The following is a 24662-nucleotide window of genomic DNA, read 5'->3' on the forward strand; positions in this document are numbered from 1 at the left end:
ACATGCAAGCGACCAAGCCGACCCACGTCCGCTATTTAATCCTGCTCATGCTGTTTCTGGTGACCACGATCAACTACGCCGACCGTGCCACCATCGCCATTGCCGGCTCCAGCCTGCAAAAAGACCTGGGCATCGACGCCGTCACCCTTGGCTACATTTTCTCTGCATTCGGTTGGGCCTACGTCGCCGGTCAGATCCCCGGCGGCTGGCTGCTCGACCGCTTCGGTTCGAAAAAAGTCTATGCCCTGAGCATCTTCACCTGGTCGCTGTTCACCGTGCTGCAAGGCTATGTCGGTGAGTTTGGTGTCTCCACCGCCATCGTCGCGCTGTTCATGTTGCGCTTTCTGGTGGGCCTGGCCGAAGCGCCATCCTTCCCCGGTAATGCACGCATCGTTGCGGCCTGGTTTCCAACCGCCGAACGCGGCACCGCCTCGGCGATCTTCAACTCGGCGCAATACTTCGCCACAGTGATCTTCGCGCCGCTGATGGGCTGGATCGTCTACAGCTTTGGCTGGCAGCACGTGTTTATGGTGATGGGCGGGATCGGCATCGTGTTCTCGCTGATCTGGTTGAAAATTATCCACAGCCCGCGCCAGCACCCGATGATCAACGAGGCCGAGTTCAAGCATATTGCTGACAACGGCGGTCTGGTCGACATGGATCAGGACCAGGGCAAACGCAGCGACGGGCCGAAGTGGGATTACGTGCGCCAACTGCTGAGCAACCGCATGATGCTGGGTGTGTACCTGGGCCAGTACTGCATCAATGGCATCACCTATTTCTTCCTGACCTGGTTCCCGGTGTACCTGGTGCAGGAGCGCGGCATGACCATTCTCAAGGCCGGTTTCATTGCCTCGCTGCCGGCCATCTGCGGGTTTATCGGTGGGGTGCTGGGCGGGCTCATTTCCGATTATCTGCTGCGCAAGGGCCACTCGCTGACCTTCGCCCGCAAGGCGCCGATCATCGGTGGGTTGTTGCTGTCGACCAGTATCGTGGCCTGTAACTACGTGGACATCGAATGGATCGTCGTGGGCTTCATGGCCCTGGCCTTCTTCGGCAAAGGCGTGGGCGCATTGGGTTGGGCGGTGGTTTCCGACACGTCGCCAAAACAGATCGCAGGCTTGAGTGGCGGGCTGTTCAACATGTTCGGCAACATCGCCTCGATCACCACACCAATCGTAATTGGCTACATCATCAGTACCACCGGCTCCTTCAAATGGGCGCTGGTGTTTGTCGGCTGCAACGCGCTGGTCGCGGTGTTCAGCTACCTGGTGATCGTCGGGCCGATCAAACGCGTGGTACTCAAAGAGCCACCCGCCAATGGCTCCGAACTGACTAACAAATTGTCTCAAGCGCATTCCTGAGGAGCGGCGTCATGCAGTTGATTGAACATTCCGACTCGCCGCGCTACATCCGGCTGCACGAGCGCGACAATGTGGTGATCGTGGTCAATGACCAGGGCGTACCGGCCGGCACTGAATTCCCGGACGGCTTGGTGACGTTGGAGTTCGTGCCGCAGAGCCACAAGGTGACGCTGGAGGATATCCCCGAGGGCGGCCAGGTGATCCGTTACGGCCAGACCATCGGTTACGCTTTGCAGCCGATCCCGCGTGGCAGTTGGGTCAAGGAAGATCAACTGCGCATGCCCACCGCACCGCCGCTGGACAGCCTGCCGCTGTCCACCGAGGTGCCGGCCGCACAAGCGCCACTGGAAGGTTTCACCTTCGAGGGTTATCGCAATGCTGACGGCACCGTCGGTACGCGCAACATTCTCGGGATCACCACCACCGTGCAATGCGTGACCGGGGTGCTCGACCATGCGGTCAAGCGCATCAAGGACGAGTTGCTGCCCAAGTACCCGCACGTCGATGACGTGATCGCGTTGACCCACAGTTACGGCTGCGGCGTGGCCATTACCGCCACCGACGCCTACATCCCGATCCGCACCGTGCGCAACCTGGCGCGCAACCCGAACCTGGGGGGCGAAGCGTTGGTGATCAGTCTGGGCTGCGAGAAGTTGCAGGCCGGGCAGGTGATGCACGAGAACGACAGCTCGGTGGACCTCAGCGAGCCGTGGTTGTATCGCTTGCAGGACTCCAGTCACGGTTTCGGCGAGATGATCGAGCAAATCATGGCGCTGGCCGAAGTCCGTCTGAAGAAACTCGACCTGCGTCGCCGCGAAACCGTACCGGCGTCCGAGTTGATCCTCGGCATGCAGTGCGGTGGCAGTGATGCATTCTCCGGGATCACCGCCAACCCGGCCTTGGGTTATGCCTCGGACCTGTTGCTCCGGGCCGGGGCGACGGTGATGTTTTCCGAAGTCACTGAAGTGCGCGATGCGATCTACCTGCTGACTTCGCGGGCAGAAACCAGGGAGGTCGCCCAGGAACTGGTGCGTGAAATGGACTGGTACGACCGTTACCTGGCCAAGGGCGAAGCGGATCGCAGCGCCAACACCACGCCGGGTAACAAGAAGGGCGGGTTGTCGAACATTGTCGAGAAATCCCTGGGCTCGATCGTCAAGTCCGGCAACAGCGCGATCAACGGCGTGCTCGGCCCGGGCGAACGGTTCAAGCGCAAAGGGCTGATTTTCTGCGCAACCCCAGCCAGTGATTTTGTCTGCGGCACTTTGCAACTGGCGGCCGGGATGAACCTGCACGTGTTCACCACTGGGCGCGGCACGCCTTATGGCCTGGCGATGGCGCCGGTGGTCAAGGTCTCGACCCGAACCGAGCTGGCCCAGCGTTGGCCGGATCTGATCGACATTGATGCGGGGCGGATTGCCACGGGGCGTGCATCCATCGAGGAGTTGGGCTGGGAGTTGTTCCACTTCTACCTGGACGTGGCCAGCGGCAGGAAGCAGACGTGGGCGGAGCAGCACAAACTGCACAACGACATTACCTTGTTCAACCCGGCGCCTATTACCTGAGACCGAGTCGCCTCAATCGCGGGCAAGCCTTGCTCCTACAATATTTTTGCCGGGCACAAAACGCGTGCACGCTACAAAACCTGTAGGAGCAAGGCTTGCCCGCGATGGCGGTCTAACAGACGCCAGCGTCCCCAGTGGCTTATCATTAGCCCCCTAACGACGCCCCTCAAGGTTCACCCGGCATGCTGGCAATTTTTCTCGAAACGCTGACCATCACCGCGCCAGTCTTTGCCATGTTGTTCTTGGGCGTTCTGCTCAAGCGCATCAACTGGATCAACGACGACTTTATCCACACCGCCTCGGCATTGGTGTTCAACGTCACCATGCCGGCACTGCTGTTTCTCGGGATCGTGCACGCCGACCTGCACGCGGCCTTGAAGCCGGCGCTGCTGATCTATTTCGCCCTGGCGACCCTGGCGTGTTTCGCCATTGCCTGGGGCTGGGCGATCTGGCGTTGCCCGCGCGAGGATCGCGGGATCTACACCCAAGGCGCGTTTCGCGGCAATAACGGGGTCATCGGCCTGGCGCTGGCGGCGAGCATGTACGGCGACTACGGGATTTCCCTCGGGGCGATTCTCGCCGCGCTGGTGATCCTGTTTTACAACACGCTGTCGACCATTGTGCTGGCGGTGTACAGCCCGGTGATCAAGTCCGATCCATGGAGCATCTGCAAAAGCGTGCTCAGCAATCCGTTGATCATCAGTGTGATATCCGCCGCGCCGTTCGCCTATTTCAAAATCGGCTTGCCTGGCTGGCTGGAAACGTCCGGCAACTACCTGGCGCAGATGACCTTGCCGCTGGCGTTGATCTGCATTGGCGGCACGCTGTCGCTGGCGGCGTTGCGCAAGAGCGGTGACCTGGCGTTGAGTTCAAGTCTGGTGAAGATGATCGGCTTGCCGATTTTGGCCACGCTGGGGGCCTGGCTCTGGGGTTTTCGCGGTCCCGAGTTGGGGATTTTGTTCCTGTACTTCGGCAGTCCGACGGCCGCCGCCAGTTTTGTCATGGCCCGGGCGGCCAATGGCAACCATGAACTGGCGGCGGCGATCATCGTCATCACCACGTTGATGGCGGCGGTCACCACCAACCTCGGGATCTTTGTGTTGCAGTGGGGCGGGTGGATTTAGCCGGCTTGCTGATACGCGTCGATCACTTCCTGTGCCGCACGAAACGCTTCCATCGCTGCTGGCACGCCGGCGTAGACCGCGCAGTGCATCAGCGTTTCGCGGATCTCGTCGACCGTGCAGCCGTTGTTCAGCGCGCCACGCACGTGGCCTTTGAGTTCTTGCGGGCACTTGAGCGAGGTCAGGGCCGCGAGGGTGATCAGGCTGCGGGTCTTCAATTCCAGACCACCGCGGTTCCATACCGCGCCCCAGGCGTGTTCGTTGACGAACTCCTGAAACGGTCGGGTCAGCTCGGTGGCATTGCCCATGGAACGGTCAACGAAGGCATCGCCCATGACCTGGCGACGTACTTCAATGCCGGTCGGTTTGCTGGAGCCGGGTTTGTCGGTCATGGCGATTCCCTCTTGTTGTGTTGGCGGTGCCAGGCGCGCAGTGACGTAAACAGCAAAAACGCCACCAGCGCCGGCAGGACGAAAAACAGCATCAGGTGTTCAAGCTTGCCGGCCAGTGGCATGCCCGTGGTAAACGACACGACATGCAGCCCATACGCCAGGTACAAGGCCAGAAACAGTAGGCCTTCGGCGCGGGTGATTCGATAGCCTGAATAGAACATAGGTAAACACAGCACGCTGACCGCCAGCAGCACCGGCAAGTCGAAATCCAGTGCATTGGGCGATACCGACAGCGGTGTCGGCGCGATCAATGCGGTGACGCCCAGCACGCCCAGCAGGTTGAACAGATTGCTGCCGATCACGTTGCCCACGGCGATGTCGCGCTGACCACGCAAGGCGGCGATCAGCGAGGTGGCCAGTTCCGGCAGCGACGTGCTGACGGCAATGATGGTCAAACCGATAATGCGTTCTGACAGGCCGAGGTCGGTCGCCACCTCGACCGCTGCGCTGAGCAACAGATGCCCGGCAAACACCAGCAACGCCAGCCCCGTAAGCATCAGCAGCAGGCTGCTCAACCACGGCGCGCCGGATGTGTTGTCGCCGTCCGCCGGAGTGGTGTGCGGGCGCACCGAGTGCCGTGACTGATGCAGCAACAACCCGAGGTACAGCACCAGCGCGGCTAACAGAATCGTGCCGTCGAGCGGTGTCAGTCGTTCATTCCAGGCGAGAGCGAACACCAGCAGGCTGGCGCCGATCATCACCGGGATATCCAGGCGCACCAATTGCCGGGAGACCCGCAACGGGATGATCAGCGCCGAGAGTCCGAGGGTGACCAGGATGTTGAAGATGTTGCTGCCAATCACGCTACCGACGGCGATGTCGGTGTTTTGCATCAGGGTCGCTTGCAGGCTGATCGCCATTTGCGGCGCGCTGCTGCCGAGGGCTACGACGCTCAGGCCGATGATCAGCGGTCGCACCTTCAAGCGTGCGGCCAGGCGCACGGCGGCGCGGACCAGTAACTCGGCGCCGGCGATCAGCAGTACCAGGCCACTGAACAGTTGCAGCACGCTGAGCAGTGGTAAATCGGCAAGTCCGAAAATGGCCTGGGCTCCGTCTGTCAGTTGTCGAGGGATTGCACGCGAACCTGCGCAGTGCCACTGCCCAGCATGCCTAACCGCTGGGCCGCTTCGCGAGACAGATCGATCAGGCGCCCACGGGTGTGCGGTCCGCGATCGTTGATACGCACGACACAGGATTTATCGTTATTGAGGTTGGTGACCTTCACCCGGGTACCAAAGGGTAATTGGCGATGGGCAGCGGTCATGGAATTGGCGTTGAAACGCTCGCCACTGGCGGTGCGCTTACCCTGGTGTTTGGCGCCGTAGTACGAGGCCACGCCGGTCTTGTCGTAGCCGTGTGGATCGATGACATCCGTGCTGGCGCAACCGGCCAGCAGAGAGAGCAGGGCGCATGCGCCAAGTAGACGTTTCATAAACGGTGTCCCCAAAACAAATGTGGGAGCGAGCCTGTTGTGGCGAGCGGGCTTGCCCGCGCTGGGTTGCGAAGCAGCCCCAAAACCTGGATTCCGGTTGTATCTGATAAACCGCGCCACCAAGTTTTGGGACTGCTGTGCAGTCCAACGGGGGCAAGCCCCCTCGCCACAACAAGCCCGCTCCCACAGGGATTTGAGCCAGTTTTGACTGCTGGCTCCATTGCAATCAGCCTTCGAGCTTGCTTTTCAGCAGTTCGTTGACTTGTTGCGGGTTGGCTTTGCCTTTGGAGGCTTTCATCGCCTGGCCGACGAAGAAGCCGAACATCTTGCCGCGTTTGGCTTCGTCTGCCGCGCGGTACTGTTCAACCTGTTCGGCATTGGCTGCGAGCATTTCATCGAGTACGGCCGAGATTGCGCCGCTGTCGGTGACCTGCTTCAAGCCGCGCTTGTCGATGATCTCGTCGGCGCTGCCTTCGCCGTTGGCCATGGCTTCGAACACGGTCTTGGCGATTTTGCCGGAGATGGTGTTGTCCTTGATGCGCAACAGCATGCCGCCCAACTGCTCGGCCGAGACCGGTGCTTCGTCGATTTCCAGGCCTTGCTTGTTCAGCAGGCTGCCCAGTTCGACCATGACCCAGTTGGCCGCCAGTTTGGCGTCACCGGCGATACTCACGACTTTTTCGAAGTAGTCCGCTTGCTCGCGGCTCGAGGCCAATACGCTGGCATCGTAGACCGACAGGCCGAACTGCTCCTGGAAGCGCTCGCGTTTTTGCGGTGGCAGTTCCGGCAGGGTGGCGCGGATGTCATCGAGGAACGAGTCTTCGATGACCACTGGCAACAGGTCTGGATCGGGGAAGTAACGGTAGTCGTTGGCTTCCTCTTTGCTGCGCATGGCGCGGGTTTCGTCTTTGTTCGGGTCGTACAGGCGAGTCTGCTGGATCACCTTGCCGCCGTCTTCGATGAGTTCGATCTGACGACGCACTTCGGTGTTGATCGCTTTCTCGATGAAACGGAACGAGTTGACGTTCTTGATCTCGCAGCGCGTGCCGAACTCGACCTGGCCTTTTGGACGGATCGACACGTTGCAGTCGCAACGCAGCGAACCTTCGGCCATGTTGCCGTCGCAGATGCCCAGATAACGCACCAGCGCGTGGATCGCCTTGACGTAGGCCACGGCTTCCTTGGCGCTGCGCATGTCCGGCTCGGAAACGATCTCGAGCAACGGCGTGCCGGCACGGTTCAGGTCGATGCCGGTGGCGCCGTTGAATTCTTCATGCAGGCTTTTACCGGCGTCTTCTTCCAGGTGCGCGCGAGTGATGCCGACGCGTTTGACTGTGCCGTCTTCCAGCGGAATGTCCAGGTGGCCCTTGCCGACGATCGGCAATTCCATCTGGCTGATCTGGTAGCCCTTCGGCAGGTCCGGATAGAAGTAGTTTTTGCGGGCAAACACGTTGTGCTGGCCGATTTCGGCGTCAATCGCCAGGCCGAACATCACCGCCATGCGCACCGCTTCCTGGTTCAGCACCGGCAGTACGCCGGGCATGCCCAGGTCTACCAGGCTGGCCTGGGTATTGGGCTCAGAGCCAAACGTGGTGGCGCTGCCGGAGAATATCTTCGATTGGGTGGCGAGCTGGGTATGAATCTCCAGCCCGATCACGACTTCCCATTGCATGTGTTTCTCCTCAGAAGCCTGTCGGGGTGCGGGTGTGCCAGTCGGTGTTCAACTGATACTGGTGCGCAACGTTGAGCAAGCGGCCTTCCTGGAAATACGGGGCGAGCAATTGCACGCCAACCGGCAGACCATCGACGAAACCGGCTGGCATCGACAGGCCCGGCAGGCCCGCGAGGTTGGCGGTGATGGTGTAGACGTCTTCAAGGTACGCAGCGACCGGGTCGCTGTTCTTGGCGCCGAGTTTCCAGGCCGGGTTCGGCGTGGTTGGGCCGAGGATGATGTCGACTTCATTAAAAGCAGCCATGAAATCGTTTTTCACCAGGCGACGGATTTTTTGCGCCTTCAAGTAGTAGGCGTCGTAGTAACCGGCCGACAGTGCGTAGGCACCGACCATGATCCGGCGCTGCACTTCCGGGCCGAAACCTTCGCCGCGCGAACGCTTGTACAGGTCGGTCAGGTCTTTCGGGTTTTCGCAGCGATAGCCGAAACGCACGCCGTCGAAACGCGACAGGTTGGAGGAGGCTTCGGCCGGGGCGATCACGTAGTACGCAGGAATCGCGTGCTGCATGTTCGGCAGGCTGATTTCCTTGACCACCGCGCCGAGCTTTTCCAGCTCCTTGACGCTGTTGTGGATCAACTCGGCGATACGCGGGTCGAGACCTGCGCTGAAGTATTCCTTCGGCACGCCGATGCGCAGGCCTTGCAGCGAACCGTTGAGGCCGGCGCTGTAGTCCGGCACGGGTTCGTCGATGCTGGTGGAGTCTTTCGGGTCGAAACCGGCCATTCCTTGCAGCAGGATCGCGCAGTCTTCAGCGGTGCGCGCCAATGGGCCACCCTGATCGAGGCTGGACGCGTAAGCGATCATGCCCCAGCGCGAAACACGACCGTACGTCGGTTTCAGGCCGGTGAGGTTGGTAAAGGCGGCCGGCTGTCGGATAGAACCGCCGGTGTCGGTGGCCGTCGCTGCTGGCAACAGGCGAGCGGCAACGGCCGCCGCCGAACCGCCGGACGAACCGCCGGGTACGTGCTCCAGGTTCCACGGGTTTTTCACCGCGCCGTAGTAGCTCGACTCGTTGGCCGAACCCATGGCGAATTCGTCCATGTTGGTCTTGCCCAGGGTCACGGCCCCGGCAGCGGCCAGCTTGGCGACCACGGTGGCGTCATACGGCGCCTTGAAGTTGTCGAGCATCTTCGAGCCGCAGCTGGTGCGGATGCCCTGGGTGCAGAACAGGTCTTTATGAGCGATCGGCGCGCCGAGCAGGGCGCCGCTCTCACCATTGGCCCGGCGTACGTCAGCGGATTTCGCCTGCTGGAGCGCCAGGTCTTCGGTGAGGCTGATGAAGCTGTTGAGCTGAGGGTCGAGCTGGGCGATACGCGCCAGCAGCACTTTGGTCAGCTCTTCGGAAGAAAACTTTTTATCGGCGAGTCCGCGGGCGATCTCGGCCAGAGTCAATTGATGCATTGCAGGCTCTTTCCCTTTAGTCGATGACTTTCGGAACCAGATACAGGCCGTTTTCGACCGCTGGTGCGATGGACTGATAGGCCTCGCGGTGATTAGACTCGGTCACGACGTCTGCACGCAGGCGCTGACTGGCTTCCAGCGGGTGGGCCAGAGGCTCGATACCGTCGGTATTGACAGCCTGCATTTCGTCGACCAGCCCGAGAATGCTGTTCAGGGCCGAAGTGATGTGTGGAAGATCGGCATCATTAAGGCCAAGGCAGGCCAGATGAGCGATTTTTTCCACGTCGGAGCGTTCAAGCGCCATGGGATTCTCCAGTGGAAAACAGAACGGACGCTGTCCGTGTGTTAGATTGTCGGAACACTACCGCATTTCTACGGTCATAAGGCCGCGATTGTGGGGGTTGGTGCACAGAAAAGCGGCCAATTTAACATATTGGCGCCTTGCCCAAAATCCCTGTCGTTGTTAGAGTTTGCCGCACTTTTTTACCCACGCGTTGCCTAGGGTCCCTTTCCCATGTTCAAGAAACTGCGTGGCATGTTTTCCAGCGATCTTTCCATTGACCTGGGCACTGCCAACACCCTTATTTACGTGCGCGAGCGCGGTATCGTCCTGAATGAACCATCGGTTGTGGCCATTCGGACCCACGGTAATCAGAAAAGTGTCGTTGCTGTCGGCACCGAGGCCAAGCGCATGCTCGGCCGTACACCGGGCAACATTGCTGCCATTCGTCCGATGAAGGACGGCGTTATTGCCGACTTCAGCGTCTGCGAAAAGATGCTGCAGTATTTTATCAACAAGGTTCACGAAAACAGCTTTTTGCAGCCTAGCCCTCGTGTGCTGATCTGCGTTCCATGCAAATCCACTCAGGTCGAGCGTCGTGCCATCCGTGAATCGGCCCTGGGTGCCGGTGCCCGTGAAGTGTTCCTGATCGAAGAGCCAATGGCTGCTGCGATCGGTGCCGGCCTGCCGGTTGAAGAAGCGCGCGGTTCGATGGTCGTCGATATCGGTGGTGGTACCACTGAAATCGCGCTGATCTCCCTGAACGGTGTGGTTTACGCCGAATCCGTACGGGTTGGCGGCGACCGCTTCGACGAAGCGATCATCACTTACGTGCGTCGCAACTACGGCAGCCTGATCGGCGAGTCCACCGCCGAGCGCATCAAACAGGAAATCGGTACTGCCTACCCGGGCGGTGAAGTTCGCGAAGTCGATGTTCGCGGCCGTAACCTGGCTGAAGGCGTTCCACGCGCATTCACCCTGAACTCCAATGAAGTGCTGGAAGCTCTGCAAGAGTCCCTGGCAACCATCGTTCAGGCCGTGAAAAGCGCACTGGAGCAATCGCCGCCGGAACTGGCATCGGATATCGCCGAGCGTGGCCTGGTACTGACCGGTGGTGGCGCCTTGCTGCGTGACCTCGACAAGTTGCTGGCCCAGGAAACCGGTCTGCCGGTGATCGTCGCCGAAGACCCGCTGACCTGCGTTGCTCGCGGCGGTGGCCGTGCATTGGAAATGATGGATAAACACACCATGGACCTGCTCTCCAGCGAGTAATTTCGCCGGAGGCTTCTATGCTGTTCGCGCGCAGGCAGCACTTTGCAGTGCTGCCTGTTGGCGTTTATCTTCTGTCAGTCTGCATCCAGGCCGGTTTGATGGCGTATGAATAAAGAGAACATTTGCCTGGGAGGAGCGGCTTATTAAACCGCTTTTCGCCAAAGGCCCCTCAATGGGCGTGCGCTTTCTGGTGCTGGCCGTGCTATCGGTCGCGCTGATGGTGGTCGATGCCCGCTTTGAAGTGCTCAAGCCTGCGCGCAGTCAGATGTCGCTGGTCTTGATGGACGCCTATTGGATCACCGACCTGCCGGAGCGGTTGTGGCAGGGTGTGAGCAGTCAATTTGGCAGCCGTACCGAACTGGTCGCCGAAAACGAAAAACTCAAGACTGAAAACCTGCTGCTGCAGGGGCGCATGCAAAAGCTTGCGGCCTTGACCGAGCAGAACGTTCGGCTGCGCGAGTTGCTCAACTCGTCCGCACTGGTTAACGAGAAGGTCGAAGTGGCCGAGTTGATCGGCGTCGATCCCAACCCCTTCACCCATCGCATCATCATCAACAAAGGTGAGCGCGACGGCGTGGTACTCGGCCAGCCGGTGCTCGATGCCCGTGGGCTGATGGGGCAGGTGGTCGAGCTGATGCCTTACACCTCGCGGGTGTTGTTGCTGACTGACACCACCCACAGCATTCCCGTGCAAGTGAACCGTAACGGTTTGCGGGCGATTGCCAGCGGCACCGGTAACCCGGAGCGTCTGGAGTTGCGTCACGTGGCGGACACGGCTGACATTAAAGAAGGCGACTTGCTGGTGAGTTCCGGTCTTGGCCAGCGTTTCCCGGCCGGTTACCCGGTGGCGACCGTCAAGGAAGTGATTCACGATTCCGGCCAGCCGTTCGCCATCGTGCGTGCAGTGCCGACCGCAGCGCTTAACCGCAGTCGATACATGTTGCTGGTGTTCAGCGATAGCCGCACCCCGGAAGAGCGCGCCAACGAAGCTGCTCAGGCCCAGGACGCAGATCAGCATCCCGGCGGTGCGGCATTTGTGCCTGCCACCGTGCCAAAACCTGCCGCCGCAGTTGCCCCGGCGCCAGCCGCCACGGCAGTTGCTCCAGCAACCGCAACACCCGCGGCGGCCAAGCCAGCGAGCAAACCTTCGACCCCGGCCAAGCCTGCTACGCATTCCGCAGCAGTCAAACCGGCAGCGGTCGCCAAGCCGGCGGCGGCCAAACCGCCTGCCGCGGCGCCTGAAGCCACCACTCAGGGTAGAGAATAATGGCCAGTACCCGCTCCCGTAATGGCTGGATGATCTGGCTGACATTTGTCATCGGCTTGTTGCTCAGTATCGTACCGTTCCCGCATGTCGAAATTTTACGTCCGATGTTCCTCGCGCTACCGTTGGCGTATTGGGCATTGGAAGTGCCGCAGAAAGTCGGGATGCTTACGGCCTGGTGTCTGGGCATGGCGCAAGACGTGCTGTTCGGAACCTTGCTGGGACACAACGCACTGATTCTGACCCTGATCACCTTTTTGATCATGACGCTGCGACCGCGTTTGCGGATGTTTCCGATGTGGCAGCAAAGCCTGGTGATCCTGGTGATCCTGGGGCTCGCACAACTGCTGCAATTGTGGCTCAGCGCCTTGACCGGTAACCGTCAGACGCTGGCCGTACTTTTGCCTGCACTGATCAGCGCCTTGCTCTGGCCCTGGGTCAGTTTTGGATTGCGTGGGTTAAGCCGCCGCTACAAAATCAATTAATTCGGTCAGGCATTAGCCCGCACCTCGACAGGGAGATGTCTTGATGAATCCGCTATACCTCGCCTCAGGCTCGCCGCGTCGGCGTGAACTGCTCACGCAGATCGGCGTGCCGTTCACCGCCGTCAGCGCGGACATCGATGAAACCCCTCTGACTAACGAGTCCCCGGCGGCCTATGTCGAGCGTCTGGCGCGCGCCAAGGCCGAAGCCGGTCGTGCGCTGCTGGCGCTCAACCAGCCGGGTGCGCCCGTTTGTGTGTTGGGTGCCGATACGGCTGTGGTGCTCGATGGGCAGATACTTGGCAAACCGCTCGACGAGGCCGAAGGGCTGAGCATGCTGATGAACCTGTCGGGGCGTGAACATGAAGTGCTGACCGCCATCGCCGTGCTTGATGGCCAGTATTGCGAATCACGCGTGGTGCGTAGTCTGGTGCGTTTTCGCTTCATCAGTCATAAAGAGGCAGCGGCCTACTGGGCCAGCGGCGAGCCACAGGACAAGGCTGGCGGCTATGGCATTCAGGGTCTTGGCGCGGTGTTTGTCGCGGCACTCAACGGCAGTTATTCCGCCGTGGTTGGTCTGCCGCTGTGCGAAACCGCGGAACTGCTCGGCCATTTCGGCATACCCTGTTGGCAAAACCTTGTCGCGCGCCAAGCGCCGTACTGATTTGATGCGGCCATAATCGTGAATATGCCTGAACGAGACCCTGCCATGAGTGAAGAGATTCTGATCAACATCACGCCGATGGAATCGCGCGTGGCGGTGGTCGAAAACGGTGTCCTGCAAGAGGTTCATGTCGAGCGCACCCAGCGTCGCGGGATTGTCGGCAACATTTATAAAGGCAAGGTCGTTCGCGTTCTGCCAGGCATGCAGGCGGCATTCGTCGATATCGGTCTGGATCGGGCAGCCTTTATCCACGCCTCGGAAATCTCCCTGCGTGAAGGCCCGGCGGTGGAAAGCATCAGCGCACTGGTGCATGAAGGCCAGAGCCTGGTGGTGCAGGTCACCAAGGATCCGATCGGCTCCAAGGGCGCGCGCCTGACGACCCAACTGTCGATTCCCTCGCGCTATCTGGTGTACATGCCGCGCACGGCTCACGTCGGTATTTCGTTGAAAATCGAGGATGAAACCGAGCGCGAGCGCCTCAAGCAGGTGGTCACCGATTGTGTCGCGAAGGAAGGCATCAAGGAGGCCGGTGGTTTTATTCTGCGCACCGCGGCTGAAGGCGCCGGTGCCGATGAGATCCTGATGGACATTCGCTACCTGCGCCGCCTCTGGGATCAGATTGGCACGCAGATCAAGACTGTCAGTGCGCCGAACGTAATTTACGAAGACCTCGGCCTGGCCCTGCGTACCTTGCGCGATCTGGTCAGCCCGAAGATTGAGAAAATCCGTATCGACTCGCGGGAAACCTTCCAGAAAACCACGCAGTTCGTTGCCGAGCTGATGCCGGAGATCGCCGACCGCCTGGAGCATTACCCGGGCGAGCGACCGATTTTCGATCTGTATGGTGTCGAGGATGAAATTCAAAAGGCCCTGGAGCGCAAAGTGCCGCTCAAGTCCGGTGGCTATCTGGTGGTCGATCCGGCAGAAGCCATGAGCACCATCGATGTAAACACGGGTGCTTTTGTCGGGCACCGCAATCTTGAAGAAACCATCTTCAAAACCAACCTGGAAGCGGCCACCGCGATTGCCCGGCAACTGCGCCTGCGCAATCTGGGCGGGATCATCATCATCGACTTCATCGACATGGAAGATGAGGAACATCAGCGCCAGGTGCTGCGTACGCTTGAGAAACAGCTGGAGCGCGATCACGCCAAGACCAACATCATCGGGATCACCGAGTTGGGCCTGGTGCAGATGACGCGCAAGCGCACGCGCGAAAGCCTCGAGCAAGTGCTCTGCGAACCGTGCAGCAGTTGCCAGGGCCGTGGCAAGCTCAAGACCCCGGAAACCGTGTGTTATGAAATCTTCCGGGAGATCCTGCGTGAAGCTCGCGCCTATCAGGCTGAAGGCTATCGTGTACTGGCTAACCAGAAAGTGGTTGACCGGTTGCTTGACGAAGAGTCGGGTAATGTCGCGGAACTTGAAGGTTTTATCGGGCGAACCATTCGTTTTCAGGTAGAAACCATGTACTCCCAGGAACAATACGACGTGGTGCTGCTCTGATCCGCTGTGTTTCATTACTAACGGCCGGCCTCAGCTTGCTGCACGATTTCGCCATGGGAGCCCACTGACATGGATCGTCTGATCCGCATTTTGACCACATTGACCCGCTGGGGGCTGGGGCTTTGTGCGTTATTGCTGGTGCTGGCGGCGCTTTACGGCAGTCTCGGTCGTGAGTTCATTCCACTGGTGGCCGAGTATCGCGCGGATGTCGAAGCCAAGGCTCGTGAAGCGCTGGGCATGCCCTTGCACATCGGCAGCCTGGAAGGCCGCTGGAGTGGCATGGCGCCTATTTTGCTGGCGCATGACGTGGTGGTCGGCGAGGGTGCCAATGCCTTGCACCTGGATCAGGTGCGGGTGGTGCCGAATGTCTGGGCCAGCTTGCTGGCGCGTGCGGTGCGGATCGGACACCTGGAACTCAACGGTCTGAAGATCAGCCTCAAGCAAGACCCGCAAGGGCAATGGGCGCTCGAAGGCTTGCCGGTGCAGGAGAATCAGCCGCTGGACCCCGAGCAACTGCTCAACCGCATGCAGATGGTGGAGCAATTGTCGGTGCTCGACAGCCAGATCACCTTGCTGCCGATCGACCACGCGCCGCTGACCCTGACCTATGTCGGCCTGAATCTTAAAACCGGTATCAGCCAGCAGCGTCTCGATGCCCGGTTGACTTTGCCTGACGGCCAGCCGCTGGCCATGAGCCTGAGCAGCCGGACTCAAGCCAGCCAGTGGAAAGAGGCAGAAATCGATGCCTACTTGAGCTTGCCGCAGAGTGATTGGTCGAAATGGTTGCCTGAAAGTCTGACCGGTAAATGGAATTTTTCCGAGATCAAGGCCGGTGGCGAGCTTTGGGTTAACTGGAGCAAGGGGGCCCTGCAGCGTGCTGCGATTCGTCTCAATGCACCGCAACTCAACGGTGCCTACGCCGAGCGCAAGCCGATCCAGATCAACAATCTGGCGCTCAATGGGTATTTCCAGCGCAATACCGAAGGTTTTCAGGTTTCGTTCGATTCCCTGGCCATGACCTTGGAGGACATCCACTGGGAAACCCGTCTGCAACTTCAGCAGACAGCGACCACTGAAACGACCTCCGAGCTCTGGCACCTGCAAGCCGATCGCGTCGACCTCACGCCGATCACACCCTTGCTCAATGCCCTGGGGCCACTGCCCAAGGACTTTGCCACGGTGGTCGAGCGGCTGAAGGTCACCGGTGCGTTGCGCAACGTGCTGATCGATGTCCGGCCCGAGGCGACCGATGACAGCAAATTCAGTTTTGCCGCCAATCTGGAGCGTGTCGGGTTTGATGCTTATCACGGTGCTCCGGCGGCGCGTAACGTTTCCGGGAGCATCAGCGGTGACCTCGGCAAGGGCGAGCTGCGCATGGACAGCAAGGATTTTTCCCTGCACCTGGACCCGATCTTTGCCAAGCCATGGCAGTACATCCAGGCGAATGCCCGGCTGACCTGGAAACTCGATCAACAAGGTTTCACCCTGATTGCGCCGTACCTGAAGGTGCTGGGCGAAGAGGGCAAGATTGCCGGCGATTTCCTGATTCGCCTGCATTTCGATCACACCCAGGAAGACTACATGGACCTGCGAGTCGGTCTGCTGGAAGGTGATGGACGCTACACCGCCAAGTACCTGCCCGCGGTCTTGAGCCCCGCGCTGGATGAATGGTTGCGCACGGCGATTCTCAAAGGCGCGGTGGATGAAGGTTTCTTCCAGTACCAGGGTTCGCTGAACCACGATGCGGTCGCCGCGGCGCGCAGCATCAGCCTGTTTTTCAAAGTGCATGACGCCGAACTGGCCTTCCAGCCGGGTTGGCCGCATGTCGGCAAGGTCAGCGGCGATGTGTTCATCGAGGACAGTGGGGTGCGCATTCTGGCCAGCAAGGGCCAGTTGCTCGACACTCAGGTTCACGATATTTACGTCAACATCCCCCATGCGCCCGCCGGACAGAACCCGCACCTGTTCCTCGATGGCACTTTCGACGGTGGTCTGGGTGATGGCCTGAAGATTCTTCAGGACGCACCGATCGGCACCGGTTCGACCTTCGCCGGTTGGCAGGGCGAGGGTGAATTGCAGGGCAGCCTGAAACTGGATATCCCCTTGGCCAAGGGCGAAGAGCCGAAGATTGTGGTCGACTTCAAAACCGCCAAGTCGCGTCTGAAGTTGAGTGATCCTGTGCTGGAGCTGACGCAGCTCAAAGGTGATTTCCGTTTTGACAGTGCCAAGGGGCTCAGTGGCCAGAACATTACGGCACAGGCCTTTGAACGACCGATCAGTGCACAGATCTATGCCGATGGCAGCCCCGGCAAGTTCAACACCCGGGTTACTGCCAGCGGCCAGGTGGCGGTGAAAAAACTCACCGATTGGCTGAACGTCACTCAGCCGTTGCCGGTTTCCGGGACGATCCCTTATCAGTTGCAGCTCAACCTCGACGGCCCCGATAGCCGATTGATGGTCAGTTCCAGCCTCAAGGGCGTAGTCGTCGACTTGCCGGCACCGTTCGGCATGCCCGCCGCGCAAGGCCGCAACACGGTGTTCCGCATGACCCTGCAAGGGCCGGAACGGCGTTACTGGCTCGACTATGGTGATCTGGCGGACTTCACTTACGCGGCGCCCAGCGGCAATTTTGCCGATGGCCGTGGCGAGTTGTTCCTGGGTAACGGCAACGCACTGTTGCCGGGCGATAAAGGCCTGCGTATACGGGGCGTGCTGTCGGAGCTGGATGTCGAACCGTGGAAAGCCCTGATTGATCGGTACGCCGGGCAGGATCCGGGCGGCAACGCCAAGCAATTGCTCAGTGGCGCAGACTTCAAGGTCGACAAGCTCACGGGGTTTGGTACCACGCTGGATCAGGCCCGCCTGCAACTGGATCGCAAGCCGACAGCCTGGGCATTGCAACTCGATAGCCAGCAGGCCAAAGGCACTGTCGGGATTCCCGACGCCAAGTCCGCGCCGATTGCGATCAACCTGCAATACGTGCGTTTGCCGGCGCCTGATCCGAAAGTGCAGGCCGACGAGAATGCACCGGACCCGCTGGCGTCGGTCGACCCAACGAAAATTCCTGCACTGGATATCAGTATTGACCAGTTGTTTCAGGGCCCGGACCTGGTAGGTGCCTGGTCGCTGAAGGTCCGCCCGATCGTCAAGGGCATTGCCTTCAACAGCATGAATCTGGGCCTCAAAGGCATACAGTTGCAGGGCGCAGGTGGCTGGGAAGGTGTGCCGGGATCCACCAGCAGTTGGTACAAGGGACGCATTGAGGGCAAGAACCTCGGTGACGTGCTCAAGGGCTGGGGGTTCGCACCGACAGTGACCAGCGAAGAGTTCCATATGGACATCGACGGCCGTTGGCCTGGCTCGCCGGCCTGGGTCGGACCCAAGCGTTACTCCGGTAGCCTGGATGCGACGCTGCGCAAAGGTCAGTTCGTCGAAGTCGAAGGTGGCGCGCAGGCGTTGCGGGTGTTTGGCCTGCTCAATTTCAACTCGATCGGCCGTCGCTTGCGCCTGGACTTCTCCGACCTGTTCGGTAAAGGCCTGAGTTATGACCGGGTCAAGGGCCTGCTGGTGGCCAGCAACGGTGTTTACGTCACTCGTGAGCCGATCATCATGACTGGCCCGTCGAGCAACCTGGAACTCAACGGTACGCTGGACCTGGTGGGTGACAGGGTCGATGCGAATCTGTTGGTGACCTTGCCATTGACCAACAACCTGCCGATTGCTGCGCTGATCGTCGGTGCGCCTGCGGTAGGCGGTGCACTGTTTCTGATCGACAAATTGATCGGTGATCGCGTAGCGCGCTTTGCCAGCGTCAAATACACCATTAAAGGCCCGTGGAAAGAGCCGAAAATCGCTTACGACAAACCTTTTTGAGGTCTTTTTTGAAAAGCCACGGTTCGTCCTATGGAGTAGCATGGCCGCATACCTGATACGGAGTGCGCCATGTCTCTTGCGGTGATTCAAATGGTCAGCCAGAGCGATGTGCCAGCCAACCTGATCCAGGCTCGGCATCTGCTCGAGCAAGCTGCAGCGGGCGGTGCGCGACTGGCGGTGTTGCCGGAAAACTTTGCGGCCATGGGCCGTCGCGACATCGCCGACATCGGTCGCGCCGAAGCCTTGGGCGAAGGCCCGATCCTGCCCTGGTTGAAACAGACCGCTCGCGACCTCAAGTTATGGATAGTGGCCGGCACCTTGCCGTTGCCGCCGGTGGATCAACCGCTGGCGAAGTCCAATGCCTGCTCGTTACTGATCGATGAGCACGGCGACACGGTGGCGCGCTACGACAAGCTGCATTTGTTCGATGTCGATGTGGCGGACAATCGCGGGCGCTACCGTGAATCCGATGACTATGCTCATGGCAGTAATGTGGTGGTTGCCGATACGCCGGTCGGTCGGGTTGGCCTGACGGTTTGCTACGACTTGCGCTTTCCGGAGCTGTACAGCGAATTGCGCGCCGCCGGGGCAGAACTGATTACTGCACCGTCAGCGTTTACGGCGGTGACGGGCGCGGCCCATTGGGAAGTGTTGATTCGCGCGCGGGCCATCGAAACCCAGTGTTACGTGCTGGCCGCTGCTCAGGGTGGAACTCATCCGGGACCGCGTGAAACCTTTGGCCATGCAGCGATTGTTGACCCGTGGGGGCGTGTGCTGGCGGAACAGGATCAAGGCGAGGCCGTGCTGCTGGCCGAACGCGATAGCAGCGAACAGGCGTCCATCCGGGCGCGGATGCCGGTGTCCAGTCACCGGCGCTTTTTCTCGCAGGGCGCACAGCGACCTGCCTCAGAACGTGGAATTAAGGCGTAAACCTATGAGCGAGTTGTTGTCCTCAGTCAGTGAACATCTGTTAGCGCCTGGCGGCGTGACGATCGAGAACCTGCAAAGCGTGTTGGGTGACCTGGCCGGCCCGGGCATCGATGCGGCCGACCTGTATTTCCAGGGACAGATCTCCGAGTCCTGGGCGCTTGAAGACGGTATCGTCAAGGAAGGCAGCTTCAACCTGGATCAGGGTGTCGGCGTGCGTGCGCAATCGGGTGAAAAAACCGGTTTTGCCTACAGCAATGCGATCACCCTGGAAGCCCTGGGTCTGGCTGCCCGTGCCGCTCGTTCGATCTCCCGTGCCGGGCAAAACGGTACGGTGCAGGCGTTCAGTACCCAGGACGTTGCCCGTTTGTACGGCCCCGATAACCCTTTGGAAGTGATGACCCGCGCCGAGAAAGTCGAGCTGCTCAAGCGTATCGACGTGGCCACTCGCGCGCTCGATCCGCGTATCCAGCAAGTCACCGTGAGCATGGCTGGTGTCTGGGAGCGGATTTTGGTGGCCTCCACCGACGGTGGTCTGGCGGCGGATGTTCGACCGCTGGTGCGCTTCAATGTCAGTGTGATCGTCGAGCAGAACGGTCGCCGCGAACGCGGTGGTCATGGCGGCGGCGGGCGTACCGATTACCGCTATTTCCTCGCTGAAGACCGTGCCATGGGCTACGCCCGTGAGGCATTGCGTCAGGCGCTGGTCAATCTGGAAGCCATTCCGGCGCCGGCTGGCACCTTGCCGGTGGTTCTGGGCTCGGGTTGGTCCGGCGTGTTGCTGCACGAAGCGGTTGGCCACGGCCTGGAAGGCGATTTCAACCGTAAAGGCAGTTCGGCCTACAGCGGCCGCATGGGTGAAATGGTTGCGTCCAAACTCTGCACCATCGTCGATGACGGCACACTGGCCGGTCGCCGTGGATCGCTGAGTATCGATGACGAAGGCACTCCGACCGAGTGCACCACACTGATCGAAAACGGCGTGCTCAAGGGCTATATGCAGGACAAGCTCAACGCTCGCCTGATGGGCTTGGCGCGCACCGGCAACGGTCGCCGCGAATCTTACGCGCACCTGCCGATGCCGCGCATGACCAACACGTACATGCTCGGCGGCGAAAGCGATCCGGCAGAAATCATTGCTTCGGTGAAGAAGGGTATCTACTGCGCCAACCTGGGCGGTGGTCAGGTCGACATCACCAGCGGCAAGTTCGTGTTCTCCACCAGTGAGGCGTACTTGATCGAGGACGGCAAGATTACTGCGCCGGTCAAAGGCGCAACATTGATCGGTAACGGTCCGGAAGCCATGAGCCGGGTGTCGATGGTCGGTAACGATCTGGCGCTGGACAGCGGGGTAGGGACGTGCGGCAAGGATGGTCAGTCGGTGCCGGTGGGTGTCGGCCAGCCAACCTTGAAAATCGACGCGATTACCGTGGGTGGCACGGGCGCGTAAGGGATGGAGCCTGGGGTGCGCGGCATGGCCGAACACCCCGGTCGAAGACTAACGCAAACCGCGTTGAGTCTCGTCCAGCTCACGGATGTACTTGAAGATTTTTCGGCTGGAGGCAGGAGGCTTGCTTTGGGCGAGCTCGTGCTGGGCCTGACGGATCATGGAGCGCAGTTGCTGGCGATCCGCTTCCGGGTAGTCGACGACGAACTTTTCCAGTACGGCATCGTCGCCGGCGATCAAGCGATCGCGCCAGCGTTCCAGACCATGGAAACGTTCGTTGTATTGGCGAGTGGAGGCATCGAGTTGGTCAAGCAGCGACAAAATGGCGCTGGTGTCCTGATCGCGCATCAGCTTGCCGATGAACTGCAGGTGCCGTTTACGCGCGATGTTCGCGGTGTGCTTGGGCGCGTCGGCCAGAGCCCGGCGCAAGGCGTCGGTCAACGGCAGTTTTGCCAGCAAGTCAGGCTTGAGTGTTGTAAGGCGCTCGCCAAGGTCAACCAGAGCATGCAGCTCGCGTTTGACCTGGGTTTTGCTTTTTTCTCCCCCGTCGAGGGAGTCGTCGTAAGAATCAACCATGGTGGCAGTCCGCAAAGAAACGCCGCCATGATAACCAGTCGGGGGCCGCTTGTCCGGCCCGGTCGCTCGATGACCTTAACCGAAAGCAGAATTTGAGTGGAGAACAGCATGAGTGCAGTTGAAAGCGTCGGCCCACAAGCGTTGCCGGCACTGCAAGAGCAAGTCGAGCAGATCATTGCCGAAGCCAGGCGTCAGGGCGCCAGCGCCTGCGAAGTGGCTGTGTCTCTGGAGCAAGGCCTGTCGACCACGGTGCGTCAGCGGGAAGTTGAAACCGTTGAGTTCAACCGTGATCAGGGTTTTGGCATTACCTTGTATGTTGGCCAGCGCAAAGGCTCGGCCAGCACCTCGGCCAGTGGCCCCGAGGCTATTCGCGAAACCGTCGCCGCCGCCTTGGCCATCGCCAAGCACACCTCCGAAGACGAACACTCGGGCCTGGCCGACGCCGCGCTGATGGCCAAGGACTTGCCGGACTTCGACCTGTTCCATGAATGGGACATCACCCCTGAGCAAGCGATCGAGCGGGCGCTGGCCTGTGAAGCGGCGGCATTCGCCACCGACAGCCGGATCAAGAACGCCGATGGCACCACCTTGAGCACTCACCAGGGCTGCCGCGTCTATGGCAACAGCCATGGTTTTGTCGGTGGTTATGCGTCGACGCGTCACAGCCTGAGCTGCGTGATGATCGCCGAAGCTGACGGTCAGATGCAGCGCGATTACTGGTATGACGTTAATCGCCAGGGCAATCTGCTGGCCGATCCGGTGAGCATCGGTCAACGTGCGGCGCAACGTGCAGCCAGCCGCTTGGGCGCGCGTCCGGTACCGACCTGCGAAGTGCCGGTGCTGTTTTCCGCGGAACTGGCGGGCGGTTTGTTCGGCAGTTTCCTCGGCGCAATTTCGGGTGGCAATCTGTACCGCAAGTCGTCGTTCCTCGAAGGTGCACTGGGCCAGAAACTGTTCCCTGAATGGCTGACTATCGATGAGCGTCCGCATCTGATGCGCGCCTTGGGCAGTTCGGCATTCGATGGTGATGGTCTGGCGACGTACGCTAAACCGTTCGTCGAGAAGGGTGAGTTGGTGTCTTATGTGCTCGGTACGTATTCCGGACGCAAACTTGGCATGCCAAGCACCGCCAACGCCGGTGGCGTGCACAATCTGTTCGTTACCCACGGTGATGAGGACCAGGCGGCGTTGCTACGGCGCATGGGGCGTGGCTTGCTGGTGACCGAATTGATGGGGCAGGGTTTGAACATGGTCACCGGTGACTACTCTCGCGGCGCGGCGGGTTTCTGGGTCGAGAACGGTGAAATCCAGTTTGCGGTCCAGGAAGTGACTATTGCCGGCAACATGCGCGACATGTTCAAGCAGATCATTGCCGTGGGTAATGACCTGGAACTGCGCAGCAACATTCGCACCGGTTCTGTGTTGATCGAGCGGATGACGGTAGCAGGTAGCTAAACCCTTACCGTTATGCAAAAAAGCGCGCCACCCGTTGGGTGGCGCGCTTTTTTATTGCCCAACGCAAATCCTGTGGCGAGGGAGCTTGCTCCCGCTGGGTTGCGAAGCGACCCTAAAATCAGCCATCGCGAGTATTCAGATGGAACGCGATTGCCGGATTACGACCGCTTCGCGATCGAGCGGGGGGCAAGCCCCCTCGCCACACAAGCCCCTTCGCCAGAAGGTTCTGCGCTTACTCGCCTTCGCCGAAATAGTTGTTGATCAGCGCCTTCAACGCATCCAGCGCATCCTGAGCTTGATCACCTTCTGCGTGGAGGTGGATCGTCGTTCCCTTGCCGGCGGCCAGCATCATCATGGACATGATGCTCTTGCCATCGACCATCTTGTTCTGGTCGGGGGTGCGGCCCACTCTGATCTCGCAGGGAAACTCCGCGGCTTTGCCCACGAACTTGGCGGAAGCGCGGGCATGCAGGCCCAGTTTGTTGATGATTTCTATTTCCAGAGCGGGCATCGCGGTGTGAATCCTTTAGCTAAGGTCGCGGTGGCGAACCTGGACGTTCTTCAGGGATTGTTGCAGGACCTGACCCAGGCGTTCGGTCAGGTAGACGGAGCGATGATGCCCGCCGGTGCAGCCAATGGCGATGGTGACGTAAGCGCGGTTGCTGGCGGCAAAGCGCGGTAGCCATTTGAGCAGGTAAGTGGAGATGTCCTGGAACATCTCTTCGACATCCGGTTGAGCTGCCAGGTACTCGGCAACCGGCTGGTCCAGCCCGGACTGACCACGCAGTTCCGGCTTCCAGTATGGGTTCGGCAAGCAACGTACGTCGAACACCAGATCGGCATCCACCGGCATGCCCCGCTTGAAGCCGAAGGATTCCACCAGAAACGCAGTGCCCGGCTCTGGCTGGTTCAAGAGGCGCAACTTGATGGTATCGCGCAGCTGATACAGGTTCAGATTGGTGGTGTTGACCTTGAGGTCCGCCAGGTCGGCAATCGGCCCCAGCAGATTGGTTTCGTCATCGATGGCTTCGGCCAGCGAGCGGTTGGCGCTGCTCAGCGGGTGGCGGCGACGGGTTTCCGAGAAACGCTTGAGCAAGGTTTCTTCGTCGGCGTCCAGGTACAGCACATCGCATTGAATGTGCCGGCTGCGCACTTCCTCCAGGAGTTCCGGGAAGCGTGACAGGTGGCTCGGCAGGTTGCGCGCATCGATGGAAACCGCAACCAGCGGTTGCGCCAGTTCGGTGTGAATCAGTGCGCGCTCGGCCAGTTCCGGTAACAGGCCGGCAGGCAGGTTGTCGATGCAGTAGTAACCGTTGTCCTCCAGTACATCGAGGGCGGTACTTTTACCTGAGCCAGAACGGCCGCTGACGATGATCAAGCGCATGATTAGTGACCGTTCTGCTCGTCGAGGACAACCTGATACAAGGCTTCATTACTTTTTGCGCTGCGCAGGCGATCACGGACTTCTTTACGATCGAGCATGCTGGCGATCTGGCGCAGCAGTTCCAGGTGCGCATCGGTAGCGGCTTGCGGGACCAGCAGAACGAATAGCAGGTCGACCGGAGCGCCGTCGATGGCGTCGAAATCTATAGGGGCGTCCAGGTGCATCAAGGCACTGATGGGCGACTCGCAACCTTTGAGGCGGCAGTGGGGGATGGCGATGCCGTTGCCAAAACCGGTCGAACCGAGTTTCTCGCGGGCAATCAGGCTCTCGAAGACATCTTGCATCTCCAGATCCGGCACTTCGCGGGCGATCAGGTTGGCAATTTGTTCAAGGGCGCGTTTTTTACTGCCGCCCGGCACGTTCACCAAAGAACGGCCGGGGGTCAGGATGTTTTCAAGTCGGATCAT

22 protein-coding genes are annotated in these 24662 nt (G+C 60.2%); 12 read left to right on the forward strand and 10 right to left on the reverse strand.

The genetic code is table 11. The features are described from left to right. Positions 1 to 2 precede the first annotated feature (2 nt). From KRR23_RS10190 to KRR23_RS10200, 3 genes are all read left to right on the forward strand, one after another. Complete coding sequence (locus tag KRR23_RS10190) at positions 3 to 1364, forward strand: MFS transporter (protein ID WP_216742397.1); 1362 nt, start codon at positions 3 to 5, stop codon at positions 1362 to 1364. Positions 1365 to 1375: 11 nt separating this feature from the next. Continuing rightward, the gene (gene garD, locus KRR23_RS10195) at positions 1376 to 2929 is read left to right on the forward strand and encodes a galactarate dehydratase (protein ID WP_216742398.1); all 1554 of its coding nucleotides are present in this window, start codon (positions 1376 to 1378) and stop codon (positions 2927 to 2929) included. A 182-nt stretch (positions 2930 to 3111) separates the two neighbouring features. Beyond that, positions 3112 to 4053: an AEC family transporter gene (locus tag KRR23_RS10200; RefSeq protein ID WP_103315772.1), complete on the forward strand. Its 942-nt coding sequence runs from the start codon at positions 3112 to 3114 to the stop codon at positions 4051 to 4053. Here the strand turns inward: KRR23_RS10200 and KRR23_RS10205 are convergent. The 6 genes from KRR23_RS10205 to gatC all read right to left on the reverse strand — a co-directional run bounded on the left by KRR23_RS10205 (position 4050) and on the right by gatC (position 9372). Beyond that, positions 4050 to 4442 carry a carboxymuconolactone decarboxylase family protein gene (locus KRR23_RS10205; RefSeq protein ID WP_216742399.1) on the reverse strand — a complete coding sequence of 131 codons (393 nt, stop codon included), beginning with the start codon at positions 4440 to 4442 and terminating at the stop codon, positions 4050 to 4052. The genes KRR23_RS10200 and KRR23_RS10205 overlap by 4 nt on opposite strands. Further along, on the reverse strand, positions 4439 to 5509 hold the full coding sequence (locus KRR23_RS10210) for a calcium/sodium antiporter (RefSeq protein WP_216742400.1): 1071 nt from the start codon (positions 5507 to 5509) through the stop codon (positions 4439 to 4441). The genes KRR23_RS10205 and KRR23_RS10210 overlap by 4 nt, the downstream gene beginning before the upstream one ends. 50 nt (positions 5510 to 5559) lie before the next feature. Beyond that, entirely contained in the window at positions 5560 to 5934 is a 375-nt protein-coding gene (locus KRR23_RS10215; protein ID WP_216742401.1) for a septal ring lytic transglycosylase RlpA family protein, read from the reverse strand. A 226-nt stretch (positions 5935 to 6160) separates the two neighbouring features. Then, the gene (gatB, locus tag KRR23_RS10220) at positions 6161 to 7606 is read right to left on the reverse strand and encodes an Asp-tRNA(Asn)/Glu-tRNA(Gln) amidotransferase subunit GatB (RefSeq protein ID WP_216742402.1); all 1446 of its coding nucleotides are present in this window, start codon (positions 7604 to 7606) and stop codon (positions 6161 to 6163) included. A gap of 10 nt (positions 7607 to 7616) precedes the next feature. Then, positions 7617 to 9068: an Asp-tRNA(Asn)/Glu-tRNA(Gln) amidotransferase subunit GatA gene (gene gatA / locus KRR23_RS10225; RefSeq protein WP_216742403.1), complete on the reverse strand. Its 1452-nt coding sequence runs from the start codon at positions 9066 to 9068 to the stop codon at positions 7617 to 7619. Between the two features lie 16 nt (positions 9069 to 9084). Continuing rightward, a complete protein-coding gene (gatC, locus tag KRR23_RS10230) occupies positions 9085 to 9372 on the reverse strand; it encodes an Asp-tRNA(Asn)/Glu-tRNA(Gln) amidotransferase subunit GatC (RefSeq protein WP_007915356.1) in 288 nt (95 codons plus the stop codon). Positions 9373 to 9582: 210 nt separating this feature from the next. Between gatC and mreB the strand changes: the two genes are divergently transcribed. The 8 genes from mreB to tldD all read left to right on the forward strand — a co-directional run bounded on the left by mreB (position 9583) and on the right by tldD (position 20783). Further along, positions 9583 to 10620 carry a rod shape-determining protein MreB gene (mreB, locus tag KRR23_RS10235; RefSeq protein ID WP_002555108.1) on the forward strand — a complete coding sequence of 346 codons (1038 nt, stop codon included), beginning with the start codon at positions 9583 to 9585 and terminating at the stop codon, positions 10618 to 10620. A 142-nt stretch (positions 10621 to 10762) separates the two neighbouring features. Next, the gene (gene mreC, locus KRR23_RS10240; protein ID WP_367880647.1) at positions 10763 to 11887 is read left to right on the forward strand and encodes a rod shape-determining protein MreC; all 1125 of its coding nucleotides are present in this window, start codon (positions 10763 to 10765) and stop codon (positions 11885 to 11887) included. Next, a complete protein-coding gene (gene mreD / locus KRR23_RS10245; protein ID WP_019691882.1) occupies positions 11887 to 12369 on the forward strand; it encodes a rod shape-determining protein MreD in 483 nt (160 codons plus the stop codon). The genes mreC and mreD overlap by 1 nt, the downstream gene beginning before the upstream one ends. A gap of 43 nt (positions 12370 to 12412) precedes the next feature. After that, a complete protein-coding gene (locus KRR23_RS10250) occupies positions 12413 to 13030 on the forward strand; it encodes a nucleoside triphosphate pyrophosphatase (protein ID WP_216742405.1) in 618 nt (205 codons plus the stop codon). A 45-nt stretch (positions 13031 to 13075) separates the two neighbouring features. Continuing rightward, a complete protein-coding gene (gene rng / locus KRR23_RS10255; RefSeq protein ID WP_054594003.1) occupies positions 13076 to 14533 on the forward strand; it encodes a ribonuclease G in 1458 nt (485 codons plus the stop codon). A gap of 69 nt (positions 14534 to 14602) precedes the next feature. Further along, a complete protein-coding gene (locus KRR23_RS10260; protein ID WP_216742406.1) occupies positions 14603 to 18406 on the forward strand; it encodes a YhdP family protein in 3804 nt (1267 codons plus the stop codon). Between the two features lie 69 nt (positions 18407 to 18475). Beyond that, positions 18476 to 19336, forward strand: a complete 861-nt coding sequence (locus tag KRR23_RS10265; protein ID WP_216742407.1) for a carbon-nitrogen hydrolase family protein — start codon at positions 18476 to 18478, stop codon at positions 19334 to 19336. Positions 19337 to 19340: 4 nt separating this feature from the next. Next, positions 19341 to 20783 carry a metalloprotease TldD gene (tldD, locus tag KRR23_RS10270; protein ID WP_216742408.1) on the forward strand — a complete coding sequence of 481 codons (1443 nt, stop codon included), beginning with the start codon at positions 19341 to 19343 and terminating at the stop codon, positions 20781 to 20783. A gap of 48 nt (positions 20784 to 20831) precedes the next feature. Here tldD and yjgA read toward each other — a convergent pair whose 3' ends face one another. Beyond that, positions 20832 to 21356 (reverse strand): ribosome biogenesis factor YjgA, encoded by a 525-nt coding sequence (gene yjgA / locus KRR23_RS10275; protein WP_216742409.1) that lies wholly within the window; start codon positions 21354 to 21356, stop codon positions 20832 to 20834. 108 nt (positions 21357 to 21464) lie between these two features. On the opposite strand from yjgA, the gene pmbA reads away from it, so the two are divergent. After that, a complete protein-coding gene (gene pmbA / locus KRR23_RS10280) occupies positions 21465 to 22811 on the forward strand; it encodes a metalloprotease PmbA (RefSeq protein WP_216742410.1) in 1347 nt (448 codons plus the stop codon). 232 nt (positions 22812 to 23043) lie between these two features. Here pmbA and KRR23_RS10285 read toward each other — a convergent pair whose 3' ends face one another. From KRR23_RS10285 to ptsN, 3 genes are read right to left on the reverse strand one after another with little or no spacing between them, the layout of a single operon-like run. Beyond that, positions 23044 to 23322: an HPr family phosphocarrier protein gene (locus tag KRR23_RS10285; protein ID WP_216742411.1), complete on the reverse strand. Its 279-nt coding sequence runs from the start codon at positions 23320 to 23322 to the stop codon at positions 23044 to 23046. A 15-nt stretch (positions 23323 to 23337) separates the two neighbouring features. Beyond that, entirely contained in the window at positions 23338 to 24195 is an 858-nt protein-coding gene (gene rapZ, locus KRR23_RS10290; protein WP_054593996.1) for an RNase adapter RapZ, read from the reverse strand. Between the two features lie 2 nt (positions 24196 to 24197). Next, a complete protein-coding gene (gene ptsN, locus KRR23_RS10295) occupies positions 24198 to 24662 on the reverse strand; it encodes a PTS IIA-like nitrogen regulatory protein PtsN (protein ID WP_216742412.1) in 465 nt (154 codons plus the stop codon).

The organism is Pseudomonas sp. CVAP#3 (assembly GCF_018986375.1).
GTDB classification, from domain to species: domain Bacteria; phylum Pseudomonadota; class Gammaproteobacteria; order Pseudomonadales; family Pseudomonadaceae; genus Aquipseudomonas; species Aquipseudomonas helvetica.

Bases quoted from the DNA above. Each gene is read 5' to 3' on its own strand.
- KRR23_RS10190 (WP_216742397.1), top strand. From the start codon at position 3: ATGCAAGCGACCAAGCCGACCCACGTCCGCTATTTAATCCTGCTCATG.
- garD (WP_216742398.1), top strand. From the start codon at position 1,376: ATGCAGTTGATTGAACATTCCGACTCGCCGCGCTACATCCGGCTGCAC.
- KRR23_RS10200 (WP_103315772.1), top strand. From the start codon at position 3,112: ATGCTGGCAATTTTTCTCGAAACGCTGACCATCACCGCGCCAGTCTTT.
- KRR23_RS10205 (WP_216742399.1), bottom strand. From the start codon at position 4,442: ATGACCGACAAACCCGGCTCCAGCAAACCGACCGGCATTGAAGTACGT.
- KRR23_RS10215 (WP_216742401.1), bottom strand. From the start codon at position 5,934: ATGAAACGTCTACTTGGCGCATGCGCCCTGCTCTCTCTGCTGGCCGGT.
- gatB (WP_216742402.1), bottom strand. From the start codon at position 7,606: ATGCAATGGGAAGTCGTGATCGGGCTGGAGATTCATACCCAGCTCGCC.
- gatA (WP_216742403.1), bottom strand. From the start codon at position 9,068: ATGCATCAATTGACTCTGGCCGAGATCGCCCGCGGACTCGCCGATAAA.
- gatC (WP_007915356.1), bottom strand. From the start codon at position 9,372: ATGGCGCTTGAACGCTCCGACGTGGAAAAAATCGCTCATCTGGCCTGC.
- mreB (WP_002555108.1), top strand. From the start codon at position 9,583: ATGTTCAAGAAACTGCGTGGCATGTTTTCCAGCGATCTTTCCATTGAC.
- mreD (WP_019691882.1), top strand. From the start codon at position 11,887: ATGGCCAGTACCCGCTCCCGTAATGGCTGGATGATCTGGCTGACATTT.
- KRR23_RS10250 (WP_216742405.1), top strand. From the start codon at position 12,413: ATGAATCCGCTATACCTCGCCTCAGGCTCGCCGCGTCGGCGTGAACTG.
- rng (WP_054594003.1), top strand. From the start codon at position 13,076: ATGAGTGAAGAGATTCTGATCAACATCACGCCGATGGAATCGCGCGTG.
- KRR23_RS10260 (WP_216742406.1), top strand. From the start codon at position 14,603: ATGGATCGTCTGATCCGCATTTTGACCACATTGACCCGCTGGGGGCTG.
- KRR23_RS10265 (WP_216742407.1), top strand. From the start codon at position 18,476: ATGTCTCTTGCGGTGATTCAAATGGTCAGCCAGAGCGATGTGCCAGCC.
- tldD (WP_216742408.1), top strand. From the start codon at position 19,341: ATGAGCGAGTTGTTGTCCTCAGTCAGTGAACATCTGTTAGCGCCTGGC.
- yjgA (WP_216742409.1), bottom strand. From the start codon at position 21,356: ATGGTTGATTCTTACGACGACTCCCTCGACGGGGGAGAAAAAAGCAAA.
- pmbA (WP_216742410.1), top strand. From the start codon at position 21,465: ATGAGTGCAGTTGAAAGCGTCGGCCCACAAGCGTTGCCGGCACTGCAA.
- KRR23_RS10285 (WP_216742411.1), bottom strand. From the start codon at position 23,322: ATGCCCGCTCTGGAAATAGAAATCATCAACAAACTGGGCCTGCATGCC.
- rapZ (WP_054593996.1), bottom strand. From the start codon at position 24,195: ATGCGCTTGATCATCGTCAGCGGCCGTTCTGGCTCAGGTAAAAGTACC.
- ptsN (WP_216742412.1), bottom strand. From the start codon at position 24,662: ATGATCCGACTTGAAAACATCCTGACCCCCGGCCGTTCTTTGGTGAAC.